This is a genomic window from Bacillus sp. ISL-57 (genome assembly GCF_018613135.1).
GTDB classification, from domain to species: domain Bacteria; phylum Bacillota; class Bacilli; order Bacillales; family DSM-1321; genus Peribacillus; species Peribacillus frigoritolerans.
Map to the genome: position 1 here is coordinate 50,040 of NZ_JAGGQV010000008.1, position 21,833 is coordinate 71,872.

General features: G+C 42.0%; 15 protein-coding genes. 5 read left to right on the forward strand and 10 right to left on the reverse strand.

Features of this window, described 5'->3' with window-relative positions; genetic code table 11:
* Nucleotides 1-172 precede the first annotated feature (172 nt).
* From J7I90_RS13400 to J7I90_RS13410, 3 genes are all read right to left on the reverse strand, one after another.
* Complete coding sequence (locus J7I90_RS13400) at nucleotides 173-2,242, reverse strand: SpoIID/LytB domain-containing protein (protein WP_214772267.1); 2,070 nt, start codon at nucleotides 2,240-2,242, stop codon at nucleotides 173-175.
* A 316-nt stretch (nucleotides 2,243-2,558) separates the two neighbouring features.
* Complete coding sequence (locus tag J7I90_RS13405) at nucleotides 2,559-4,565, reverse strand: penicillin-binding transpeptidase domain-containing protein (protein WP_214772269.1); 2,007 nt, start codon at nucleotides 4,563-4,565, stop codon at nucleotides 2,559-2,561.
* Nucleotides 4,566-4,714: 149 nt separating this feature from the next.
* The gene (locus tag J7I90_RS13410) at nucleotides 4,715-6,151 is read right to left on the reverse strand and encodes a hypothetical protein (RefSeq protein WP_214772271.1); all 1,437 of its coding nucleotides are present in this window, start codon (nucleotides 6,149-6,151) and stop codon (nucleotides 4,715-4,717) included.
* A 466-nt stretch (nucleotides 6,152-6,617) separates the two neighbouring features.
* Between J7I90_RS13410 and J7I90_RS13415 the strand changes: the two genes are divergently transcribed.
* The gene (locus J7I90_RS13415; protein ID WP_214772273.1) at nucleotides 6,618-6,761 is read left to right on the forward strand and encodes a hypothetical protein; all 144 of its coding nucleotides are present in this window, start codon (nucleotides 6,618-6,620) and stop codon (nucleotides 6,759-6,761) included.
* 28 nt (nucleotides 6,762-6,789) lie between these two features.
* Here J7I90_RS13415 and J7I90_RS13420 read toward each other — a convergent pair whose 3' ends face one another.
* A complete protein-coding gene (locus J7I90_RS13420) occupies nucleotides 6,790-7,107 on the reverse strand; it encodes a hypothetical protein (protein ID WP_214772275.1) in 318 nt (105 codons plus the stop codon).
* A 548-nt stretch (nucleotides 7,108-7,655) separates the two neighbouring features.
* On the opposite strand from J7I90_RS13420, the gene J7I90_RS13425 reads away from it, so the two are divergent.
* Nucleotides 7,656-8,549, forward strand: coding sequence for a helix-turn-helix domain-containing protein (locus tag J7I90_RS13425; protein ID WP_214772278.1), 894 nt, complete (start codon nucleotides 7,656-7,658; stop codon nucleotides 8,547-8,549).
* 241 nt (nucleotides 8,550-8,790) lie between these two features.
* Here J7I90_RS13425 and J7I90_RS13430 read toward each other — a convergent pair whose 3' ends face one another.
* Nucleotides 8,791-8,931, reverse strand: a complete 141-nt coding sequence (locus J7I90_RS13430) for a hypothetical protein (RefSeq protein ID WP_214772280.1) — start codon at nucleotides 8,929-8,931, stop codon at nucleotides 8,791-8,793.
* A gap of 108 nt (nucleotides 8,932-9,039) precedes the next feature.
* Here J7I90_RS13430 and J7I90_RS13435 point away from each other — a divergent pair, with 108 nt between their 5' ends.
* Nucleotides 9,040-10,665 carry a hypothetical protein gene (locus J7I90_RS13435; RefSeq protein WP_214772282.1) on the forward strand — a complete coding sequence of 542 codons (1,626 nt, stop codon included), beginning with the start codon at nucleotides 9,040-9,042 and terminating at the stop codon, nucleotides 10,663-10,665.
* A complete protein-coding gene (locus J7I90_RS27395; protein WP_251025275.1) occupies nucleotides 10,658-13,630 on the forward strand; it encodes a DEAD/DEAH box helicase in 2,973 nt (990 codons plus the stop codon). Before J7I90_RS13435 ends, J7I90_RS27395 begins: the two co-directional genes overlap by 8 nt.
* Nucleotides 13,631-13,754: 124 nt before the next feature.
* Here J7I90_RS27395 and J7I90_RS13445 read toward each other — a convergent pair whose 3' ends face one another.
* Entirely contained in the window at nucleotides 13,755-14,363 is a 609-nt protein-coding gene (locus tag J7I90_RS13445; RefSeq protein WP_214772283.1) for a LysE/ArgO family amino acid transporter, read from the reverse strand.
* Nucleotides 14,364-14,394: 31 nt separating this feature from the next.
* Between J7I90_RS13445 and J7I90_RS13450 the strand changes: the two genes are divergently transcribed.
* Nucleotides 14,395-15,933, forward strand: a complete 1,539-nt coding sequence (locus J7I90_RS13450; protein ID WP_311381006.1) for an aminotransferase-like domain-containing protein — start codon at nucleotides 14,395-14,397, stop codon at nucleotides 15,931-15,933.
* Between the two features lie 70 nt (nucleotides 15,934-16,003).
* Here the strand turns inward: J7I90_RS13450 and J7I90_RS13455 are convergent, their stop codons facing one another.
* The 4 genes from J7I90_RS13455 to J7I90_RS13470 all read right to left on the reverse strand — a co-directional run bounded on the left by J7I90_RS13455 (nucleotide 16,004) and on the right by J7I90_RS13470 (nucleotide 21,830).
* Nucleotides 16,004-16,420 (reverse strand): hypothetical protein, encoded by a 417-nt coding sequence (locus J7I90_RS13455; protein ID WP_214772285.1) that lies wholly within the window; start codon nucleotides 16,418-16,420, stop codon nucleotides 16,004-16,006.
* A 312-nt stretch (nucleotides 16,421-16,732) separates the two neighbouring features.
* On the reverse strand, nucleotides 16,733-16,888 hold the full coding sequence (locus J7I90_RS13460; protein WP_214772287.1) for a hypothetical protein: 156 nt from the start codon (nucleotides 16,886-16,888) through the stop codon (nucleotides 16,733-16,735).
* A 94-nt stretch (nucleotides 16,889-16,982) separates the two neighbouring features.
* On the reverse strand, nucleotides 16,983-20,720 hold the full coding sequence (locus J7I90_RS13465; protein WP_251025276.1) for a S8 family serine peptidase: 3,738 nt from the start codon (nucleotides 20,718-20,720) through the stop codon (nucleotides 16,983-16,985).
* A gap of 207 nt (nucleotides 20,721-20,927) precedes the next feature.
* The gene (locus J7I90_RS13470) at nucleotides 20,928-21,830 is read right to left on the reverse strand and encodes an ABC transporter permease (RefSeq protein WP_057278168.1); all 903 of its coding nucleotides are present in this window, start codon (nucleotides 21,828-21,830) and stop codon (nucleotides 20,928-20,930) included.
* Between the last annotated feature and the right edge of the window lie 3 nt (nucleotides 21,831-21,833).

A 21,833-nucleotide genomic window follows, 5' to 3' on the forward strand; every position in this document is an offset into this window, starting at 1 on the left:
TTAGTGCATTTACTCGTGAGTTCCCGCCTTTTACTCGTGAATTTGGTGCATTTACTCGTGAGTTTCCACCTTTACTCGTGAGTTCCCGCCTTTTACTCGTGAATTTGGTGAAGAGCCTTGATGCCATAAAAAATAGAGCAAAAATAGACGCCATGATTGACGTCCTGCTCATTCATTTTTTTATATGTTTTTTTAATACATACCCAATTTGGTTTCCCTTTTTCACTTTGTACCACTCATCTTGTTGAGCCAAAATCGTTACTGATTGGTCCCTATATAGATTCCCAACCGTTTCAGAAGATGCATTTCTTTTTTCTTTAATATATATTTCCCTTGCTGTCACTATTCCCGTCGTCTTCCTAATCGAGATTTTCGTTGAAATGGTTTTCTGATTGTCACTCTTATCCTTAGCTGAGATTGTCACCGTAAATATCCCGCTGGACATATTTTGGAAATCCCATGTTGCGGATTGCCTGCCTTTACTGAACGGCCTTTCAGAAAGGATACCAACAACCTTACCTTTACTGTTCTTAATTTTCACTGTTACATTAGCGTTTTCATTAATTATATATGTTATGTTCGCTTTCTCGGTACTATAGTCACCCGATGTTTTGACATCGGTGATTTTCGGTGCCGACGTATCTTTACTGATCTTAATCGACATTGATGCCAAACCTACATTCCCGTTGCGGTCCATTGCTGATATTTCTGCTTCATATGTACCGTCACTCACCGCTTTTGTGTTCCAGATTGCTGAATGGGTTCCCTTTTTCTTTGTTTGGTCACGGACTGGAGAAGCTATAGATTTTCCTTTACCATCTGTAATCGTAAGTGTTACCACAGTATCTTCTTTTAGGGAGTATGTGATTCCAACCTCATCATTGACATGATCCGTTTGTGCTTTCATGCTTACTGATTTCGGTTCTGACTTAGCGACAAGATCCGTTTTTGTTCCAGCGCCTGGTCCATATTCCCTTTCTATAGTTGTGTCAGGATAATAAAACCCCAAAATATCTAGATAGGATTGTCCTGCTTCCGCTCTGTTTTTCGCCCCAAATTGACTTAGCCCGACACCATGCCCATATCCTGATCCTTTAATAGAAATTTTGGAGTGATCGGAGGATGAATGGTCAACCAGATAGCTTTTCATCACCTCTTGCCCCACCATGCCCCTGATTTTGGAAGCTGCTACATTTGTAAGCTTAACCGTTTGCAGCAAAAGCTTTCCCCGGTCATCAACGAGGTCCCTTACAAAGAAATTCAATTGGATGGAGCCTTTCGTTACGCGGCCTCCCGTTTTCTCATCTGAAAATGTTAACAAGGGAATCTCCGTTATTTTAATATCTTTCTGCGCATATCCATTATTCTTCAGCCAGGCCTTAAGCTTCGGCACAACCGTTTTATCTTTTTCCTCTACACTTGTCCACCATTCTTCCGGTTTAGATAAGTCCATTTTTGAAAGGTCGATTTGCTGCTTGTCCAGCGTTATCTCCCAACTGGTTTTCGGATCATAGAAATCTTCTTTTATAGATAAATATGCAAGGGGGGTTCCACTTGACCAAACATTTGAATTCGATTCGGTCATTCCTCCATTGCTTGAAGAAAAGAACGCTTCGATTATTTCGCCATCATGCTTGATTACCATGCCCTTCGTCTGTTCAATGGCAGAATTAGTTCGATAGTGACCGGCAGCCCCGCCATATACTTGGTAAGAAACCGTATCATCAATTATTGTGGATTGATGGCGAAGTGCATAGGTCCGGGCGGCAATCGCCTGTGCTTTTAAGGCTTCGGCATGCCATAGTGCAGGCATCTCCAGCGGGACGACGCCCTTTAGGTAATCTTCCATATAAACAGTATTGATTGGCCGCATGTAACCATCCTCCGCTGTAAATGAAAATGAGCCTTGATACGGACGGCCGTTTATGGACAATGAAGAATCAGGTTTAACTGGTATTACCTTAAAAGTAGCATAAGATCCCTTTTTCTTAGAACCTTTGTATACGGCAAGTTTAGCCGACTCCACTTTCAAAGTCAGATTTTCCCCCGCCTTAATGAATACCTCTCCCCCTGATGTACGGTAGTCACCGGTTGCCGTTATTTCGGCGCTGGTTCTATTGCCCAAATAATTCTTCAGTTTCACTTCCATCGTCTTATTTTCTTCTGCTGCCGTCGCTTCATGAGAAGGAAATGCAAAAAAAGTGATAAAGAAAGCGATAAACAAATACTTTAATCTTTTCATTCCTTTTCATCCTCATTCCCATTCTATTCATCTTTCAAGGATTTTTGAATTAATCCTATTCATTCCATCGGCACGTCCTGAATGATGTCACTGCTGCAAAAATCATGATTTCAGGTCCACGGGGTCCCGGGTGTACTTGCAAGTTATTGAACTCCCTTTTTACATTCTGTATGCACGTCCCATTCTCCTTTAAATCCAGCTTCATTGCTGCCACAAATTAGAATCCACAACCAAAATAAAGCAGGACATGGAAGAAGCCAATGTCCTGCTTTTTAATGTTAAATGCTTGCCCAGTTCAGATGGGTGACTTTTTTCTTTACTTTAAATACTTCTTCAACACCGGTTTCATTTGGTCGACAACGACATGGCTGCCGCCTCGTCCTTTTACATCTTCCATCATCCATGCCATGAGAAGTTCCGGGTCTTCTGTGTCCATGGCAACAAACCAGCCGTTTTCTGTTCCGTCAGAGTTTTTGGATGCCTTGATTTCAGCAGTTCCCGTTTTGGCAGCGATTTTGATGCCAAGATCAGCTATTCCATGTCCGCTTCCCTTAGGATGCTCCACTACTTGTGTCAGCATCTTGGTGACCTGATTCGCTTGGTCTGCTGATATCGCATTTTCTTTCCATATTTTCTTTTCTATTTTATCTCCTGTTATCAAGAAAGGTGCAGGAATGTTTCCTTCATTCAAGAAGGCTGAATAGGTCATGGCGAGATGGAGCGTGCTCATTTGAACTTGCGCTTGACCATATCCGGCATCTGCCAATCTTCCCTCACTGTCGATCTTGCCAATGCTCGATGCTTTGATCGGGTAATCATAATTCAAAGACTCATCAAATCCGAAAGCCTTGAGTCCATTCGTGAATTTTTCCTTTCCAAGCCCGAGAGCTTTTTGGGCAAAGTAAATGTTGTCTGAATAAATTAATGCCTTTTCCATATCGATTGGAACTCCAGGGTCCGAAACCCTTGTAATGGAATGATCTTTCCATGTCGATTTGGCCCACGTTTTCCCTTGAATATTGATCGACTCTTTCGGATCCACACCATTTTTCAAGGCGATCGCTGCAGTGAGGGCCTTAATGGTTGAACCAGGTGCAAACGTCGAACTGAAGCGGTTCAGAAGTGGTTTTTTCGGGTCTTCTTCAAGCGCTTTTTGTTCCGCTTTCGTTATTCCGAAAATATATTTATTAGGATCGAATGACGGACTTGAAACAAGTGCAAGCGTTTCGCCTGTCTTCGGATCAATTGCCGATGCCGATCCAGCTTCGTTCTTATATTGCTCGAAGATATCCTTTTGAAGCTCGGCGTCGATTGTCAATGTAATTGTTTCTCCCTCTTCAGCAGGCTTTTCAGCAATCACTTTTTCTTCGCCATCTTCGGTTTTAATGAAGATTTTACCGCCAGGTTTGCCTTTAAGCCGCGCTTCCAACACTTCTTCAAGACCTCGCTTGCCAATCACATCACTTGCGGTATATCCTTTACCTTTCAATTTCTCCAGATCCTCGGCCGATGCCTCACCGACATATCCGATTAGATGGGCAGTGGCCTCTTTATACGGATATATGCGCTCTTCCGTATTATTGACAGATACACCGGCAATGCTCAATAGCTTTTCCAAAGTTGCGGTATTATCATTTGACATTTTCTTGATTGGCACGAAATAGCTTGGCTTTACCCATGTTTGTTTTAATTTCTGATTCACTTCGTCAGTGGACATGTTGAGGATCCCAGCGACCTTTTTAACCGTTTCGGATTCGTTGGCCATTTTCTCTGGCACGATTCCCACTTCTGCCACATTCCCATTCATGGCAAGACCGCGTTCATTTCGATCGACAATTTCCCCGCGAATGGCTGGATACGATTCGACCGATACCTTCTCACCAGCTTCCAATTGAGGGAATATGTAGCTTTCATCCCACTTGATGTACCAATTTTCTTCCTCGCCTTCCCCTTCCTTGACAAGTGTCGCTTTATGGTCAGAGCTGACATCACCCGCCATAGTGGACATATCAACGGTATATGCAAGGATTACCTTTTCTCCATCTTTATGATCTTTTTCTTCTTTTGGCTGTTTATAGTCCACCTTTAAATGGTCGGCTTCAATGCCCGTATAGATTTTTTCATAACGCTTCTCGAATTCATCCGCACTGATTTCTTTCCTTGTCTCAGGTGACAGATACTCGTACATCTTCGCAAAATCTTGTTTATTCCAAAGCTTCGTGTATGCCGCAAAGCGCTCTTCCGGACTTGGCTCATCCGAGCAACCGGCCAGGAACAATACGCTCATCAACAATAAGCTGGAAACTAAAGCTAGTTTCTTCATGATTTCCTCCTAATGAATAGTTAGAATGATATACCTATAGTTTAGCAAAATATTAGGGAAATGGGGGATTTCATATGCCGAATTTCTTCATTTTTCTATTTAACCATGTTTTTTCTAAAACAAAAGTCCTGTACATATTGTACAGGACTTTAAAGCATTCTTTTTTTTCGGCTTTTTTTCTCTTGCAGCCATTTTTTCAAGAAGAAAAAGCCCAGGATGCAAGAAATGACTAGGCCGCTTGTCGTCACAATGACAGCTACCCATTCGTATAAGGAGTAATTCATATAAGCTTTCCAAGGTAATTTCCCTTTCCAATCTTCAATATATAGATTCATTCCGAATATCCCGGAGATCACCGTATAAATCGTTAGTATTTGCAAGAGATAATTACTGCTTTTCCCAGACAGTTTATCCTGATTTTGATAAAGGTAGGAAAGAGTTTCCTTCACTTCTCTGTAGAGAGGGGCAATCCTGAAGGTTTCATCCGTTTTTTTGAATAGCTCTTTTCCGATTGCCGTACTATTCACTTCAGTGAATAAGTACTTTGCAGAAAACTCAGTGATCATGTAAATCAGCTGTTCCGTATCCGATTGATCTTTTTCCACATCTATCTGGGAATGTTCATGAGCCAATTTGAGCAGCACGATTTTATAATAAAAGAAAAGCAACACTGTATAAAAATGCTGGCCATACATTTCGCTCGCCAGTTCCTGTTCCAGTTTACCTGTCGCTTTCGTGACACACGCGAAATGATACATGCTAGTTACATAATAGGTTTCCTTGCCCCACCTGTCATATACCCTTTCTTGATAATACTTTTCTATATAATCAGGGTTTAATGCGCCTATATATGGCTCACCATCATTGTCATACCCGTTCAGCTCACTGATCCGGAATAAATCATTTTTAGAAATATCACGATTCTCAGGGAATGCCGTATAACTGATCACATACATTCTTTCATCGATGAAAAAGGGCAAACTCCCAAAATAGGTCGGATCCGCTTGTTCTTCATCCATATATTCCTCAATAGGCGGCAACAGTTCATTGAAGATGAAATCCTTCACCTGTTCATACTGACTTTCCCGGCAGCCAACTTTCGTTTTTTCTTCATCATCAGCAATCGGTTCGAGGATTCTAAATGTATCGCCAAAATAGAGCACATCATTATGTGAAAGCCCTTCAGGTAAAGTAACACGAAGATTCATCATGCCAATATGAAATGGGCATATGAAGATATCTATAGAGTTAATAATAAATGGGGTATTTAGATAGGGTGATTCGAAGGTACAATCAATATCCAGTTTTTTCGTGAAACGCCGCAAGCCTTCCTTCTGTTTTGCATGACCCGGAAATAAAATCGGCTCGATGTATGGCATGAAATACTTTTCCAATTTACGGTGTGAAACTTTATGGCCGCCGTAAAATTGATTTTGCTGTTCCATATCTTTCAAGTTCAAAAAAACGAAATTGTCCTCAAGCAATTTTTCCACAAACTTTTCAATCATTTTTCCCTCAAGCGTAAATGGAAAAATGAACTGCTGGAAAGTTCGCTTCGTGGGATCATTCTTCACTTTCACATCCATAAAATATATTCCTCCGATTAAACTGCGATGAACACAGGTTAATTCATCTTGTTTCTTATATTTACCCATGTATATACAAACAAAACGAAACATATTATAGAAATAAAGTGGACAAATTATCCAAAGAAAAAAAAATCCCCCAAGCAAGTGCTCGGGGGCCATCGAAAAGAGTTCTTCAACCCTCTTCACTTTAGGGTACTAGAAACTGATGTTTCTAATGAAAAATCCGATATTCGGACCATTTTAGCATTTATTTTAAGTATGATAAAACGCGAAATTCCTCCATATTTAGGCTTTACCACTTATTATCATCTAATTAATCCTTATATGCAGGGATTGACAGATGAAAATATAACTCTAGGAATAATCACATGATCTTTTTGATCATTATTCTTATCCCTTTATGAGCAAATCACGTTTTAATTAAAAAAATGTGGGTAAATAAAAAATGAAAAGGAGAGACATCATGAAATCCAATAGAAATAAACAACACTTTAAATTTTTTGAAAGAACAAATAACGCTAAACCAAGTGAAAGGAAACAATTGAGTGATTTCATCAAAAAGAAAATGAATGCTCAAAACTCTCATTTAAATGGTAAAAACTCATGACATATGGGATGTCATGAGTTTTTATCGTTTAAAACGCGACTTCATTTCCCTGAAGGTTGTGCTTCACACATTTTTTGATACCGATTACATTCAAAAAATGTTTAATCTTCTTCATTGAGGTTGCCTGATATTCATCCGCAATGGAAAACTCTTTAATATAGGCGACTTTTTCTTGTACATCTGTATCTATATAATCTTGGCTGTATTCTTTTTCATCTGATTTTTGGCATGTGTACACCACAGCTTCACCAATATTCCTTGTTGCCTTATCAAAATAAAAAGAAAACACAATGGCACATTCATCATCGTAAAAAGAGGGTTGAACTTTCATATTAATATCAATCATTAACCTTACACCTCTCTCCGTTTTGTTATTTACACTATAACAAAATCATTAAAAGGAAATAGGCGTAACAAACTAGCCTCACGTTTCTTCCACGCCTACCAAATGAACCTTACACTCCCCATTCATAGATAATTATAACTACAGGAATATGCGCAAAAGAATAATCATTCACAAAATGATAACAAAAAAACATCTTCAATTGAAGATGCTTGAATCAGTAATAGTAAGCTTCATTTACTTATTTATATAAACCTGGAAGTTCTGCGTAAAGGCCTGGTAATTCGCTTGGGACAATAACAAAAGCAGCGATGATAAGAAAAGATACGACTAATGCTTTAGTACTTTTTTTCATAGGTCATTCCTCCTTTTCTTTTAAAAAAATATTGGTTAAAATAGAAATAAATTCTATAGTTATATTTAACCACACTTCTTAAAACCATATATTTCGACTAAAGAATCTATTTAAACCGTTCAGGACCTGTACATACCGCTTTCACCGATTTTTCATAACAAAATATAACTCTAGGCATATTTTAAGGAGAATCAAAATGGATTTTTTTGCAGTTGGACAAAAGATCAAAGAGCTACGTAAACAAATCGGGCTTTCCCAGGAAGAGTTGGCAACCGGTATTTGTACACAAGCACAGATAAGTAAGATTGAAAAAGGCGATGTCTATCCATATGCATCCACTCTCTATTTAATTTCCCAACGTTTAGGCGTTGATGTAAACTATTTTTTCGATATTGGAATGACCCCTAGGCTGGATTACGTGGAAGAAGTGATTTATCAATTAAAAATAGCCAGAAGAACCCGAAATTATGAGGAAATGCAGCAAATTGTAAAGGCTGAGGAAAACAGTCCCCTCTTTCTTCAGAATAAAAAGAATCATCAATTGATTCTTTGGCACAAAGGAATATACGAATATGAAAAAAATAAAGATTTGGATAAAGCCATCGATTTCATTAATCAGGCCATAGCCATTACCCATACGACAGACAAAATTTATTCGGAACGGGAGCTTGAAATCTTAAGCAGCCTTGGTGTAATGTATGTTGCCGAAGAACAGTACGAAAATGCATTCACCTTGTTACGGAAAGCTTTAGATCACTTGAAAGCCCTGCCCTTTTTGACGGATAAAACGCTTAAGACACGTCTATCCTATAACTTTGGCAGAGTGTTAACACGCCTGGTCCGATACGAAGAGTCCATTGCCTGCTGCCAAGATGCCATAAAGTGGTGCCTCGAACATGACCAATTATATGCTTTAGCGGATTTACATTACCATTTAGGGTATAATTTTGAACTCGTAGGTAACTTTGAAGAAGCAAAAGAGTACTTGGAAAAGTCAGCGTTTCTATTCAATTTACAAAAAAATCATACCTTTGTTACATTCATCAACAAAAAGTTGGACAGTTGGAAGAATGAAATGAAAATTAACTAATTTCATATTTTAAAGCCATTCCCGCGGGAATGGCTCTTCCCATTAACCAAGAATATGTATAATCTCACACTCATCATCTTCAAAACCTCTATTCTACATTTTAAATTCCAAGCCAAAATGAAGTATAATAAAGAGATGCTTCAAAAAACGCATATTAAGAAAGGGTTCCGTCCCCTCATCACTTAGTTTTATGAAGCTAATGAGGATGAAGGATTCCAGGCATGTTTATCGTGAATGCCGGTTATTCCTGTTTATATCCGAACCGCTTATATTCAAGCGGATTTTTGACGATATTGACTTTTACAGGGTTTTTATGAATATAACGGCAAGAAGCAGTGATTAAATCGAATAGAACGTAAAGAGAACGGCCATCGTTCGGCATTCGATCATATATACACAAAGCCGAGACGGGATTACGAAAAGTTAAAGAACTGATGGTTCATGATCATACAAAATATATAACTAGGGCTGGTCCCTGAAGGAGGAGAGTATGGAGCGGGAGTTGTTGTTAGTTGGGGAGCGGCTGGCGGAATTTTTGGAGGCTGGGGATCCGGAAGATTCGGATGTGGTGAATCAAGGGCTCCAGTTATACCGTCAGGGGCTCGTTGATATTAAAGAAGAAGCGGTGGATACGATTGCGGCTGAAGTACAGGAAGAGACAAGATTTAAGGCCAGGCTGAATTTGCTCTCCCCACAGGATGGAAGCTGTACATGTGATTCAAGGTTCATTTGCAGGCATCAAATGGCTGTTTTCTTTTCTGCATATTCTGAACACGCTAGTGTTTCCGAATGGCTGGGCGATTGGAAAGCACCTAAAAACGCCTCAGACGCCCAAGCACTGCAGCAGGTGAAACCGGCAAGTGAATTACTTAAACAGGCGGCTGGGAGATCCATCACCTTAGATAAAAGCTATCCATCATGGAAGCAATTCGTGAATGATGCCTTTGCGGAGCATGTCGAGCCCCATATAGGCGAGGCTACTTACATGATTGAAAATCATATACAAACTTACTTTAAACGCCTTAGCTCAAAAGCTCCAATGGAAAGGGAATGGAAGTTGCTTTATCATTTCGTTACGCAATTTTGCACAATGCAGCAGACACTGAGAATGATTCAGCTGCATAAAAGTGAGACGCAAACGATCAGGGTCTTTTATGCACTTGCCGTCGACCTGGCAGAAGAGCTGCATGAAACGGTACAGCCGCTAAGCAGGCAAGCGCGGCCCTTCGCCTTTGATCCCTTCGTTTTCAGCATCAAGGAAGATGTAGCTAAACTGCTGGATGGAGGAGAAGGACTCGAATATGAAAAGATCGACCTCTACCGGGAGATATGGAGCTACTTATTCTCCAATTCCTCATGGCGTAAAGAGGAACTTGAACGAATCAATAAAGAACTTCCCGAGAAGTATATGGGCACCACCGAGAGGACGTCCTATACCCTCGCAGCCATTCACCTATCGCTTTTGGAAAACCATGATAAACAAGCGATCGAGCTTCTTCATGAATTGAAGAAGGATGCCTGTCCATACATTTTTTATTGGCTGAATCTCCTGGCTGAATCTGAAAACCGGGCACGGGCCATCCCATTCATTGAATTCATCAATAATAATGTCCAGGAATTCCTTGCCGGTCTATCCGATTATTATAAACGGGTAGATTTCGTCCGGACCTTTACGACTTTAATTAACAGTTGCTGTTATAAATTAAAGCGGACCGATTTGCTTGAGAAATTTTACAGGGCCACCCTTCCGCACAGCTATTGGAACTATGCAAATTTCCTTTTTGAACAAGGACAATACAAAAAATGGGTGGAGATGCATATTTACTCGGAAATCAGCATTGACTTAATCAGCAGTGAATCCATCAAAGAAGTGGTCTCAAAAGAACCGGAACTAATCCTGCCCCTTTATTATCATGCGGTCCAGGAAAAGGTTTCTTTGAAAAACCGGCCTGCTTATAAGCAAGCTGTCCGTTATTTGAAAAGGATGCGCACCATCTATAAAAAGAGCAAAAAGGAAGACGTATTCGAACGTTATATACTTTATGTAGCAGATTCGACCAAACGGCTTCGCGCTTTCCAAGAAGAACTAAAAAGGGGTAAGCTTATCGATGTTTAATCCAGGGAAATTAAAAATCAAAATAGCCGCTCTCGAAAACGGAACTTACGCCCTTGGTGTCGTCAATGAAGAGAATACCTTCCTTACCACGAATCATATACGCAGGCTGTTATTCAACTGGGATGACGCAAGCTTTTATGGAACTAAAATGACTACGGATATAGTGGATGGAAATCAAGTATTCATTCTAGACGCATGGGGACTTCTCAACTTTTTTGCGAGGGAAAGCTTTAACTCCTTCATAGAATGGGAATGGTCCGAAATATCCTCCCTTTGCCTGTCAGCAGCGCCGGTTCTTCATGAATCCATAGAAGCTGGAATCCCCGTACCGGATTTCACAAATCTTCAATTGGACTCCATCGGCTGGAAACTGCCGGAAGAAGTGGAAGAGGAATTCGTCCCGTCATTTTGGGAAGAAGAAATATCTTTGGATCTTCCTTCACCTGAACTGGAAACCAACCGTACTTTTATCGAAAAGTGGTATAACGGTGCCGCTAACATGTATTTAAAAAACTATTCACCCATGCAGCATAAATGGAGTGAAGCCGTCGGGGCGTTAAAAGATACACGACTTTCCCCCGAAGAATTACAGGCCTTTTTTGACAAAGACAGCTGGCAGGAATGGCTCGGTACCCTGCCCGACCCAAAACCATTCACTATAGGTCTCCGTTTAACTGAGCCTCCTGAGGGTAATGGGCCTTGGATACTCGATGTTACCCTTCGTTCCAAAAGGGATGAGAATATCATTGAAACATATACAGGAAAAAAACTGCCGCGCGGCTGGAACAAGTATGCAAGTGATGTGGTACGTGCCACGAAACGCTGGCAACTTGTCGTGCCATGGCTTGGGGAGAATGGCCGTCTGAAAAGGGAGATTTCGGAAACGGACGCATGGGAGTTCTTGACCGATGCCAGCGAAAAGCTCCTGTTTCTTGGCGTCGAAATTCTCCTTCCATCGTGGTGGCTTGCCTTGAAGGAATCCTCATTGAAGGTCAAGGCGAAAGTGAAGAGCCAATCGAATCGCGGCCCGTCTTATGTAGGGTTAAAAGCATTGATGGACTTTGATTGGCGATTCTCATTAAATGGCAAAGAGCTCACTGAGGCGGAGTTCGAGGAGCTCGTCAATGAAAAAAGGCGGCTTGTCTTCATCCGCGGCCAATGGGTCAAGCTTGACCCAGCTTTCATTAAACAAATTCAGGAGCTGATGGAAACAGCCAATGAAAAAGGCATCCAACTGACTGACTTGCTGCAGCAGGAACTGTTGAATGGTGTAAATGAAGATGGCGATGACGATTCTGAAAACGATGAAATGCTCCGGATTCAATTTGAATTGAACCAGGAGCTCCGTAAAATGGTGGGAAGGCTCAGGGAAACTAAGAACATATCCGTCCTTCCCGTCCCTAATGCACTTCAAGGAGATTTACGCCCCTATCAAAAACTGGGCATGAGCTGGCTCCTTTTTTTAAGGGAGCATGGTTTTGGTGCTTGTCTAGCCGACGATATGGGACTTGGAAAAACAGTCCAGATGATTGCCTACCTGCTTCATGTGAAAGGCAAAGAAGGAGCTGGTGAAGAGCTGCCCACTGCGACCGGGGACGAACAAAAGAGTGAACCGATCATCGTCGAAGAGGATAGCGGCACAGAGAGCAGTGATGAGGCTGAGGTCATTGCCGCTGCCCCCGAATCCGTCTCTGTTCAATCGGCGCTCATCGTCTGCCCGACATCGGTCCTTGGCAACTGGCAAAAGGAATTGGAAAAATTCGCACCTTCACTTAAAGTTCACCTTCACTATGGATCGAATCGTGCTAAAGGTGAAGCATTTACTAAACTGGCAGCCGATCATGATATTGTCTTAACATCATATGGGCTGACCCACCAAGATGCGGCTGAACTGACCTCGATCCATTGGAGCAGCGTTATCCTTGATGAAGCACAAAACATCAAGAATGCCCAAACGAAGCAATCCAAGGCGGTCCGAAAGCTAAATGGCAGACATCATATCGCCTTATCGGGTACGCCGATGGAAAACCGTTTAAGTGAGCTATGGGCGATTTTCGACTTCATCAACAAAGGTTATCTTGGAACGCTAGGTCAGTTCCAGGAAAAATATGTTGCGACCATTGAGCGTGATGAACAGAAGGATAAAATCAAGGAATTGCAGCGTTTGATACAGCCATTTTTGCTTCGCCGTACAAAACGCGATAAGGAAGTCGCTCTTAATCTTCCGGATAAGCAAGAACAAAAGGAATTCGTACCGCTTACCACCGAGCAAGCATCGTTGTATGAACAACTGATTAAAGATACATTCACTGATATCGAACAACTGTCTGCCTTTGAAAGAAAAGGCATCATCCTCCAGATGCTGAATAAGCTAAAGCAACTATGCAACCATCCAGCTCTTTACTTAAAAGAGACGGAAAAGGAAAACATCATGAAGGCACCTAACCGATCAGGCAAACTCGAGAAGCTGACCGAGCTTATCGATGCGGTCCGCGAACAGGATGAAAGCTGTCTCATTTTCACACAATATATCGGGATGGGCAATATGATTAAAGAATTGCTGGAAAAACGATATGGCTTTGAAGTTCCATTCCTGAACGGGAGTGCGAACAAGAAGCAGCGTGATGAAATGATCACCCGATTCCAAGATGGGGAATTCCCTATTTTCATACTCTCGTTGAAAGCAGGCGGCACGGGTCTCAATCTTACAGAAGCAAACCACGTGATTCACTATGATCGCTGGTGGAACCCAGCTGTTGAAAATCAAGCCACCGACCGTGCTTACCGAATTGGCCAACAGCGTTTCGTTCACGTTCATAAGCTAATCTGCACAGGGACCCTGGAAGAAAAAATCGACCAGATGCTTGATAAAAAGCAAGCCTTGAACGACGAAATCATCAGCAGTGACAACTGGATCACTGAACTTTCCACAGAGGAAATCAAGGACTTGGTCGCTCTTCAATAACCTGATATGAAGATGATTGAGGGCAAAAAAAGGGAGAATGCATCTATGATATGCATTCCCCTTTTTTTATACATGGACGTCCTGTTATACATGGCATCGTTTGGTTCGAAAACGTTTATCTGATTCAAAAAAGCGACTTCACCATATAGAGGGCTGTGATCCAAATGATGATTGCAGAAATTTTATTTAATATTCCAAGGAATTTTCCGGTTGTATCAACCTTTTTCAGCAATCGTCCCGCAAGACATAATCCGTGGAACCAGCACCATGACACAAAGATGCACGTCATGGTGAAAATCATTTTATCTTTTCCTGAATAAACAAGTGAGCTCGAACCGATTACACCTATCGTATCCAGGATTGCATGCGGATTCAGCAATGATACGGATAGAGCAAATACAATTTGTTTTTTTGCCGACATCTGCATGGATTGGACACCTGACTGTGAGTTTGATTTGGCAAACCAAATCTGAAAGCCCATATACAATAAAAATATAACGCCGATTATGATTAATGTAAGGCGCAACCAATCGTATTGCATGACAATCAACGAAACACCTAAAATAGCTAACAGAATGAGCACCGTATCACAAATTGCAGCCGTCATCGTTGCTGGCAATGCTTTTTTTATTGTAGGTTGGATTGCTCCTTGATTAAAAATGAAAACATTTTGCACTCCCAATGGAAGTATCAGCCCTAATGCCAATAATAATCCATGAAAAAACGGCCCCATATGAATACCCCCTTCCTTCATATTCAGTATAATGAATAAAACAAAGGAATTGACCATCCAATTGGTTGGTCTTCAAACCAACCAATTTATAATGAATATAGAACATGAAAGGAGTGGTTTCCGTATGTTTATCGAATGGGGACCAAACCGGTCTTCCGCGCAATCACTTCACCAACAAATAGTAGATTGGATCAAACAACAAATTACAAGGGGGGAATGGCCAGTTGGCACCAAGCTTCCATCACAGCGCTTATTGGCCGACTCATTTGGCGTAAACCGAAGTACCATCATCACAGCCATAGATGAGTTGATTGCAGACGGATTATTGGAAACTAAGCTTGGGTCTGGCACATTCGTTTCCAATAATACATGGAATGTCCTCGTCTCCAGCAAACAGCCCGACTGGAAAAACTATGTCCGGAATGGCCTTCATGAACCTAATTTAAAAACGATTCAGGATATTAATCAGTATGAAACGGACAATGCCAACATCAGATTAGGCACTGGTGAATTATCCCCAGCCCTATTGCCTACAAAGCAAATCGAAAAGACGTTGCGATCCACTTCCTTTGATGCGCACTCATTAGGATATTCCGAACCCAAGGGTGACAAGAGACTTCGCCAATGTATAAGTGTATATTTAGAAACAAAAGGGATCAACGTAAGTCCCGGCTCCCTCATGGTCGTTTCTGGCGGGCTCCAGGCACTCCAGTTGATTTCAGTTGGTTTACTTCAAAAGGGATCGATGATTTTACATGAGTCCCCTTCCTATTTAAATTCCGTCCACCCTTTTCAATCTGCGGGCATGCATTTAGTAGGTTTATCCAAACATGGACGTGAAAGTATCCCGACACAAATGAAGCGCATCAACGGAAGGAAGAAAGCATCACTGTTTTATACTGTCCCAACGTTTAACAATCCAACGAATACTACATGGTCAAAAGAAGAAAGAATGAACCTCCTATCACTATGCAAAAAAGAACAGATCCCGATTATTGAAGATGACGTATATAGTGATTTGTGGTTTGAAAAGGAACCGCCGCCGCCATTAAAATCCCTTGATGCAGATGGCCTTGTATTGCATATTGGCAGCATGTCCAAAACTTTAAGCCCAGGATTGCGCATCGGCTGGATTGCTGGCCCCATAACTGTGATTGAACGTTTAGCGGACATTAAAATGCAAATGGATTACGGTTCCAGCGCACTTTCCCAACACCTTGTGGCAGAATGGTTGGCAAATGGTCAATATTCAAAGCATTTAGAGTGGCTAAGGCAAGAGTTGATGGAACGCAGGGATTTTACATTAACTCTTCTCAATCAATATTTTAAAGGGCTGGCCGAATGGCAAATACCTCAAGGCGGATTTTATATATGGCTAAAATTATGTAAATCCATCGTGAATCCAAACCTTTTCAAGCAAGCGATAAAGGAAAACATACTTCTTAATCCAGGATACATATACGAACCAAATAACCATACACATATACGGCTTTCATATTCATACGCCTCGGAGGAACAATTAGCTTATGGCATCCAAACCCTTTCAAAGATCATTCGGCGGTTGGTTTGACATCTCCAAGGATAGGAAACGCTCATCATGGCGAAACATCCATGGAGCTGCCGTGGCAGCTCCATCCAAATCACTTATTAGCAACTTTCATTTTTACGTTCCGCTCTTTTTGCTGGATGATGAAAAAAGAATGGTGATTGCCATGATTGATCATGATATGATCGAGGATTGCAGCAAGCGCCTCCCCCTTATTCACCTGATAAGTCTCTGAACTTTCCTCAATGATGATTTTTTCTTGGTGGGGGTCATAATTAATAGATATTTTAGCACCTCTTTCAAAAAAAGAAAGGGTTACCTCCTGACAAAGAGGAAAATCCTGATAGGGTGAATCTGAGCGGGGATCCTTTTCAAAGGGAGAATGGACGTGCTGAAGTGCATCAAAGAAACTCGTTTTTGTAAGATATGACCTGTCGCTTCCTCCCCTTTCGAATTTCACTGTAATTGCAATACTAGTTACTTTATTGCTAGATTTCTTCTTATAATTCATAGATACCCTCCTTTTAATAAGACCTTTATACCTAATTCTTTTATCCTATTCGATATACCTGCCGGATAATGAAAAAACTTCCTCACTAAGAGATTTCCATATTAGCACTGTGAAATTGTAGCAAACTACTCCACCTTCACGAAAAATTCAAATCCGGAAATCTTATTACGCAAAAACAGCCCTCTTGGATAAGAGGGCTTAGACTATAGAACAACTCGATAATAATTAATTTTGCCTACAGTTTTTTTGAGGGTTTGTACAAAAGGAGCTTCGGAATGGATTAACCCGAACCATGAAGAAAGGAAGAGTTGTTTATCCTCCATGAATTTTTACCTTTTCATATGAAATGAAATTGAAGAAATCTGCGACACTCCTGCCGAATAACTGGCTAGCCGAGACCCCGCTAGATGCTTGCGGCAGGAGGCTTGGCAGACAGTCTGCGGAAAGGGAGCGGATTTCAGAAATCAACTGGAACTTATTAAGAAAAAACTGTAGGCAAACTCGCTTTCTTCTAATTTGTCCACAAAAAAACAGCCCTCTTGGGTAAGAGGGCTTCCTTTCGTTATTTTTTTGCTTTATTGATGTTAAAGGATTGCTTCGATTCATTTCCTGCAAGATCGGTCACCTTAAATTCAATCTTGTTGTTGCCAGTCTTAAGCGGCAGTTCCAAATCATCTATCTTTTTCTTATAGAAACGCATTTTGTATGGTTCCTTGAATTCATGATAGAATATTTCACTTCCGTTCAGGTAAAGGCGGATTTCATCGAAATTATCTTCTACCGTCACGTCCACTTTTGGATTCTTTCCTTTGAATCCCACAGTTTCCGGTACGCCTTTAACTTTTAAACCCGGCTTTGTTGCATCGACCATTATCGTCCTTTTAAAGGAAACCGTATTATCCCAATTATCGGTTGCTTTAACGGTGAAGCTTTGGACACCATCTTCGAATTTCTTTTCATATGAGAATTCATATTTTTTATTCGTTTTGTTATACGTTGCAGGTACCGTTTTATTGTCGATTTTAAATTCCTTTATTTCCGACGCTTCTTCAATTTCCCCTGTTATTTTGATTTTATTTTTATTGTTCACGCTCAAGGCTTCAGGACTTTTGATCTTTACAGCTGGTGCATGATTATCAATTGGAGCCGAATCACCGGCCAATTCGGTTTCAGCCGTTTTCTCATTACCTGCATAGTCGATTGCCACAACCTGAACCTTTTCCCCTTTTACATCAGGTAGGGTGAATTGTTTAGCATTCGCCGGGAGCGGCTCTTCCATGATGGATGCTCCATCGACTTGTACATCGTAATAAGCAAGCCCTGAACCATTCAAATTATCCTTACCTTGGATGGTTAATACATTGCCTTTTTTCGAAATCTTGACCGTCGGCTTTACCGTATCGATTTTGATTGGCATTTTAACCGTCTGCCATTTTGCACCCTTGTAATCTATCATCGCTTTGATTTCAAAATAATAGACCCCATCCTTAGCGAGTGCATTATTGATTTTACCGTCCCATTTACGGGCCGGATCCAGCGTGTATGCGGTCCCTAGTCCGCCATCATAATAGTCCTTGCGCACATTATTCTCCGTGCGAAGTTTCCGGACTGATTTGTTTTCACCATTCAATATATTATATTCTACCTTTTTCGCATTCCTTAAGAATGATAGGACAGGCACGAAGTCATCCTGTGCACCATCGCCATTCGGGGAAATCGCGATATTTTTGCCATTGAATGTTTTCCCCGCAGGGTCATAGCCAAGATACGTGAAGTCTTCACCTGCTGTCGATACTCCCCCTGCCATGCCATAGAAAGATTCTTTGTCATATTTGGTGCCATCCAGGATCGGGGCTTTGTCCCACTCCCCTTTAAAACCTACATACGGTACATTCAGTTCCGGATTCGTATCGGCTGGATCCTTCAATGAAATGAACCCTTCAACAAAATAGCCGTTTGGAAACACCTTGTCAATATCTACAAGAGTTTGAAGGTCATCTCCAAGTACCTTTGCATCGGATATGTCCACTTTCACTTCGAATGTAATCGATTTTTTTGCAGGAACGGTAATCTTATTTGTATTTTTATTATTGATTTTAATCGAAGCGTTCTTAATTTCCTGTGCTTCCAGCTCGTTAGCGGAATAGCCCAGTTGTCCCTGGATTGCATAGTCTGTTTGGATATTTCCCTTTACATCATACTTGACTGCTTTGTTGCTGAAGTTTTCAACCTTTAAAGTAAAGGCGAACTTATTGCCGACCTCCTTCATGGCAACCTTCGCTTCTTTCGTGAATGCCTCGGTCACGACAGCAGGTGTGGACAATGCGGATTGCAGCTGCATGATCCCGGCTCCCTGCCTGCGAGGCGAATAAGGGTTTTTCCAGTCAAGTGCCTTATTGACGACCCCCTGATCCGTTAATGGTTTTGATGTATTCATCATCAGGTTCTTCGCTAAATTAGCCCGGGCCGATCCTTCTATTTTAAAGTCTTTATCCACTCTTTCAAGAACCAGTGCCGAGCCGCCGGAAACATGCGGCGCCGCCATCGAAGTACCGCTCATCATTCCATATTCATCATTGTTCAGCGTTGAATAAATTTGTCCGCCCGGAGCGGTGATTTCCGGTTTGAAATCCAAGTTCGGTGCGACTCCCCATGAACTGAATGAGCTCATTTTCCCTGCTTCTGGATTTACAGCTTTTGTTTTATCACCATTAAAGGTAATCGTCACCTTTTCGCCAGCCGTTAAAGCCGCTTTCAGCTTTGCGCCATCCGATTTCAACATGAACAGCTGGGGAATGGTGATGCTTGGATCTGTAGCCATGGAAATATATCCGTCAGCATTATTGTAAATTATGACACCTGTCGCTCCTGCTGCCTGGGCATTTTGCGCCTTTTCTATAAAAGAAAGCGTGCCGCGCTCGATGAGGGCGAACTTGCCTTTAACATCCACTTTGGAAAGCTCCTCTGGTGTCCCAAGACCAGCAGCCACCAATTCATGTGTTTTATCCTTCAAGGCATTGGGATGTACGCTTGAAGCCGACATGAATGGAGCTTTTCCTGCTTGACCTCTTATTTCATAAGTCGCTGCATCCAAATCCATATAGTTATTCTCCACCGATGCCACTTGTACAGAATCGTAGGCAAGTCCTGGTGAACCTGAAACGCCAATGTCCGGGTTCGAGGCTGATGGGTTGGCAAATCCATTTCCAAAGTGTGCCGAGTTTCCTGCTGAAATCGACATGAGGATCCCATTATCAACAGCTCTGGATACCGCCTGCTGCTCCGGATCGTCTGCCGATACAAAGCCTGCAGTGGAGCCAAGGCTCATATTCAGCACATCCGCCCCAAGAATGATGGCATCGTCAATCGCCTTAATATATATATCGCCCCATGTTGTCTGCATGTCGGGATCATTTCCGAAGACCTTTAAAGCAAGCAGCTGGGCTTCAGGCGCAACCCCTTTAATGCCGCCATTCTCTTCATCTCCATTGGCTCCGGCCGTACCTGCCACATGCATTCCATGCATGGAAGCCTCTTCACCAAGGTCAAGGATTTCTTCATTTTCATCCATGTAATTGTATCCATAAGGAACCTTGGCCGTATAGTAATTGCCTGATAGATGGCTGGCTTCCTTCATCGCGCTGATTTCACTTTCAGTCAGTTCAGCCTTATTCTCATCGTTCAGGACCATATCACGGTGAGATGGGTCGATTCCAGTATCAATAATCCCGACGACCATCCCTTCCCCTTTATATCCATATTCCCGCCATGCTTCCTGAGCTTGGACAAGCTCTTTGCTATATAGCATGTCGGGTTTTTCCGCAGGACGTTCATATTCATTCGCTATATGTACTTCAGCAACTTCAGGCATGGCTTCCACCTTTTTGATCTCACCATACTGAATTTCACCGCTGAATCCATTGACGACTGTCGTAAAACTTTCAAGTTCCTTGAAAGCTATTTTTTTCTCTTTCACCTTTTTTTTCAATTTCTTCTGGGTAGCTAGCTTTTCGGACTTTAATTGTTGTTTTTTACTTTTCGATAACTGTTTAAAAAGCTTCCCTTCCTTCGAAGCCGTTTCTATTGCCGGGGCTTCCTTCATCTCTACGATGACCCTGACCTTCTCATTGCTTTTGTATTTCTTCCCCAAGTCATTTTTCTTCAGCTTTATAATACTTTCCTGATTCTTCTTACCTGCACCGCCCGAGCCTGTCGGGGGATCTGGGAGCTTGGCTGCGGAAACGCTTGCAGTAAATACTAATAGAAAGATTGCTAGAATGGACAAGCTACGTTTGATCAATGAACTTTCCTCCTCTAAAATAAGCAATTTTCGGAATATTCTTACTGAGTATAAAAGTATCACAACTTTTGGGGTGATTTTAAGGGGTAATAGTCACTATTTTCCTATTTAGAACTAGGATTTTTTTATTATTTTTCATATTTTGCTAGATTCTCAAGATAAACGGAAAAAAGATGGTGATGTTAAACTAACATCACCCTTTTACTTCTAGTTTTTCATTCTTGGATCCAAGGCATCACGCAGCCCATCCCCCATTAGGTTAAAGCCGAGTACCGTAAGCATGATCGCAAGCCCAGGGAAGAGAACCGTCCATGGCGCTTGAATGATGAACGCCCTGGAATCGGCGAGCATTTTCCCCCACTCTGGTGCTGGCGGCTGTGCACCGAGACCGAGAAAGCCGAGTGCTGCGCACTCAATGATGGCTGTTGCAATCGCCAAGGTACCTTGAACGATAATCGGTGCAAGGCTATTCGGAAGGACATGGTGAAGGAGAATGCGGCCATCCCCCATTCCAATTGCCTTTGCAGCCGTTACATATTCCTCTTCTTTCACCGTTAAGACCCGTGACCGTAAAAGCCGGCCGAATATCGGGACATTGACGATGGCGATGGCAATAAGTGCGTTGCGAAGGGAGGGCCCCAAAACGGCAACGACAGCAATGGCAAGCAAGATACTAGGAAAGGCCAGAATAATATCAAAGATCCTCGATATGATCGTATCTATCCACCTGCCGTAATAACCGGCAATGATCCCCAAAAAAGACCCAACCACAACAGATCCGGCAACAGATAAGAAGCCGACCCCTATTGAAATGCGCGACCCATAAATGACCCTGCTCAAAATATCCCGGCCAAATTCATCCGTTCCGAACCAATGCTCCGCAGACGGGGCCAAATGTTTATCACTTAGCTTTTGCCCCTCAAATGAATAAGGTGCTATAACGGGCGCGAAGATGGCGATTAAGATGAAAAATGAAACAATCCCCAGACCCACGATGGCTACTTTGTTTTTCCTAAAGCTTTTCCAGCCTTCCTTCCAGGGAGAGATGACTTTTTCCTCTGCCTCTTTTGGAGGAAGGATTGGCGGAGTATTCGTTGCTATTTCAGGCATGAG

Bases quoted from the DNA above. Each gene is read 5' to 3' on its own strand.
- J7I90_RS13470 (WP_057278168.1), bottom strand. From the start codon at position 21,830: ATGCCTGAAATAGCAACGAATACTCCGCCAATCCTTCCTCCAAAAGAG.
- J7I90_RS13445 (WP_214772283.1), bottom strand. From the start codon at position 14,363: ATGGGGCCGTTTTTTCATGGATTATTATTGGCATTAGGGCTGATACTT.
- J7I90_RS27395 (WP_251025275.1), top strand. From the start codon at position 10,658: ATGTTTAATCCAGGGAAATTAAAAATCAAAATAGCCGCTCTCGAAAAC.
- J7I90_RS13430 (WP_214772280.1), bottom strand. From the start codon at position 8,931: ATGCCGAACGATGGCCGTTCTCTTTACGTTCTATTCGATTTAATCACT.
- J7I90_RS13405 (WP_214772269.1), bottom strand. From the start codon at position 4,565: ATGAAGAAACTAGCTTTAGTTTCCAGCTTATTGTTGATGAGCGTATTG.
- J7I90_RS13450 (WP_311381006.1), top strand. From the start codon at position 14,395: ATGAATAAAACAAAGGAATTGACCATCCAATTGGTTGGTCTTCAAACC.
- J7I90_RS13455 (WP_214772285.1), bottom strand. From the start codon at position 16,420: ATGAATTATAAGAAGAAATCTAGCAATAAAGTAACTAGTATTGCAATT.
- J7I90_RS13410 (WP_214772271.1), bottom strand. From the start codon at position 6,151: ATGGATGTGAAAGTGAAGAATGATCCCACGAAGCGAACTTTCCAGCAG.
- J7I90_RS13425 (WP_214772278.1), top strand. From the start codon at position 7,656: ATGGATTTTTTTGCAGTTGGACAAAAGATCAAAGAGCTACGTAAACAA.
- J7I90_RS13415 (WP_214772273.1), top strand. From the start codon at position 6,618: ATGAAATCCAATAGAAATAAACAACACTTTAAATTTTTTGAAAGAACA.
- J7I90_RS13400 (WP_214772267.1), bottom strand. From the start codon at position 2,242: ATGAAAAGATTAAAGTATTTGTTTATCGCTTTCTTTATCACTTTTTTT.
- J7I90_RS13435 (WP_214772282.1), top strand. From the start codon at position 9,040: ATGGAGCGGGAGTTGTTGTTAGTTGGGGAGCGGCTGGCGGAATTTTTG.
- J7I90_RS13420 (WP_214772275.1), bottom strand. From the start codon at position 7,107: ATGATTGATATTAATATGAAAGTTCAACCCTCTTTTTACGATGATGAA.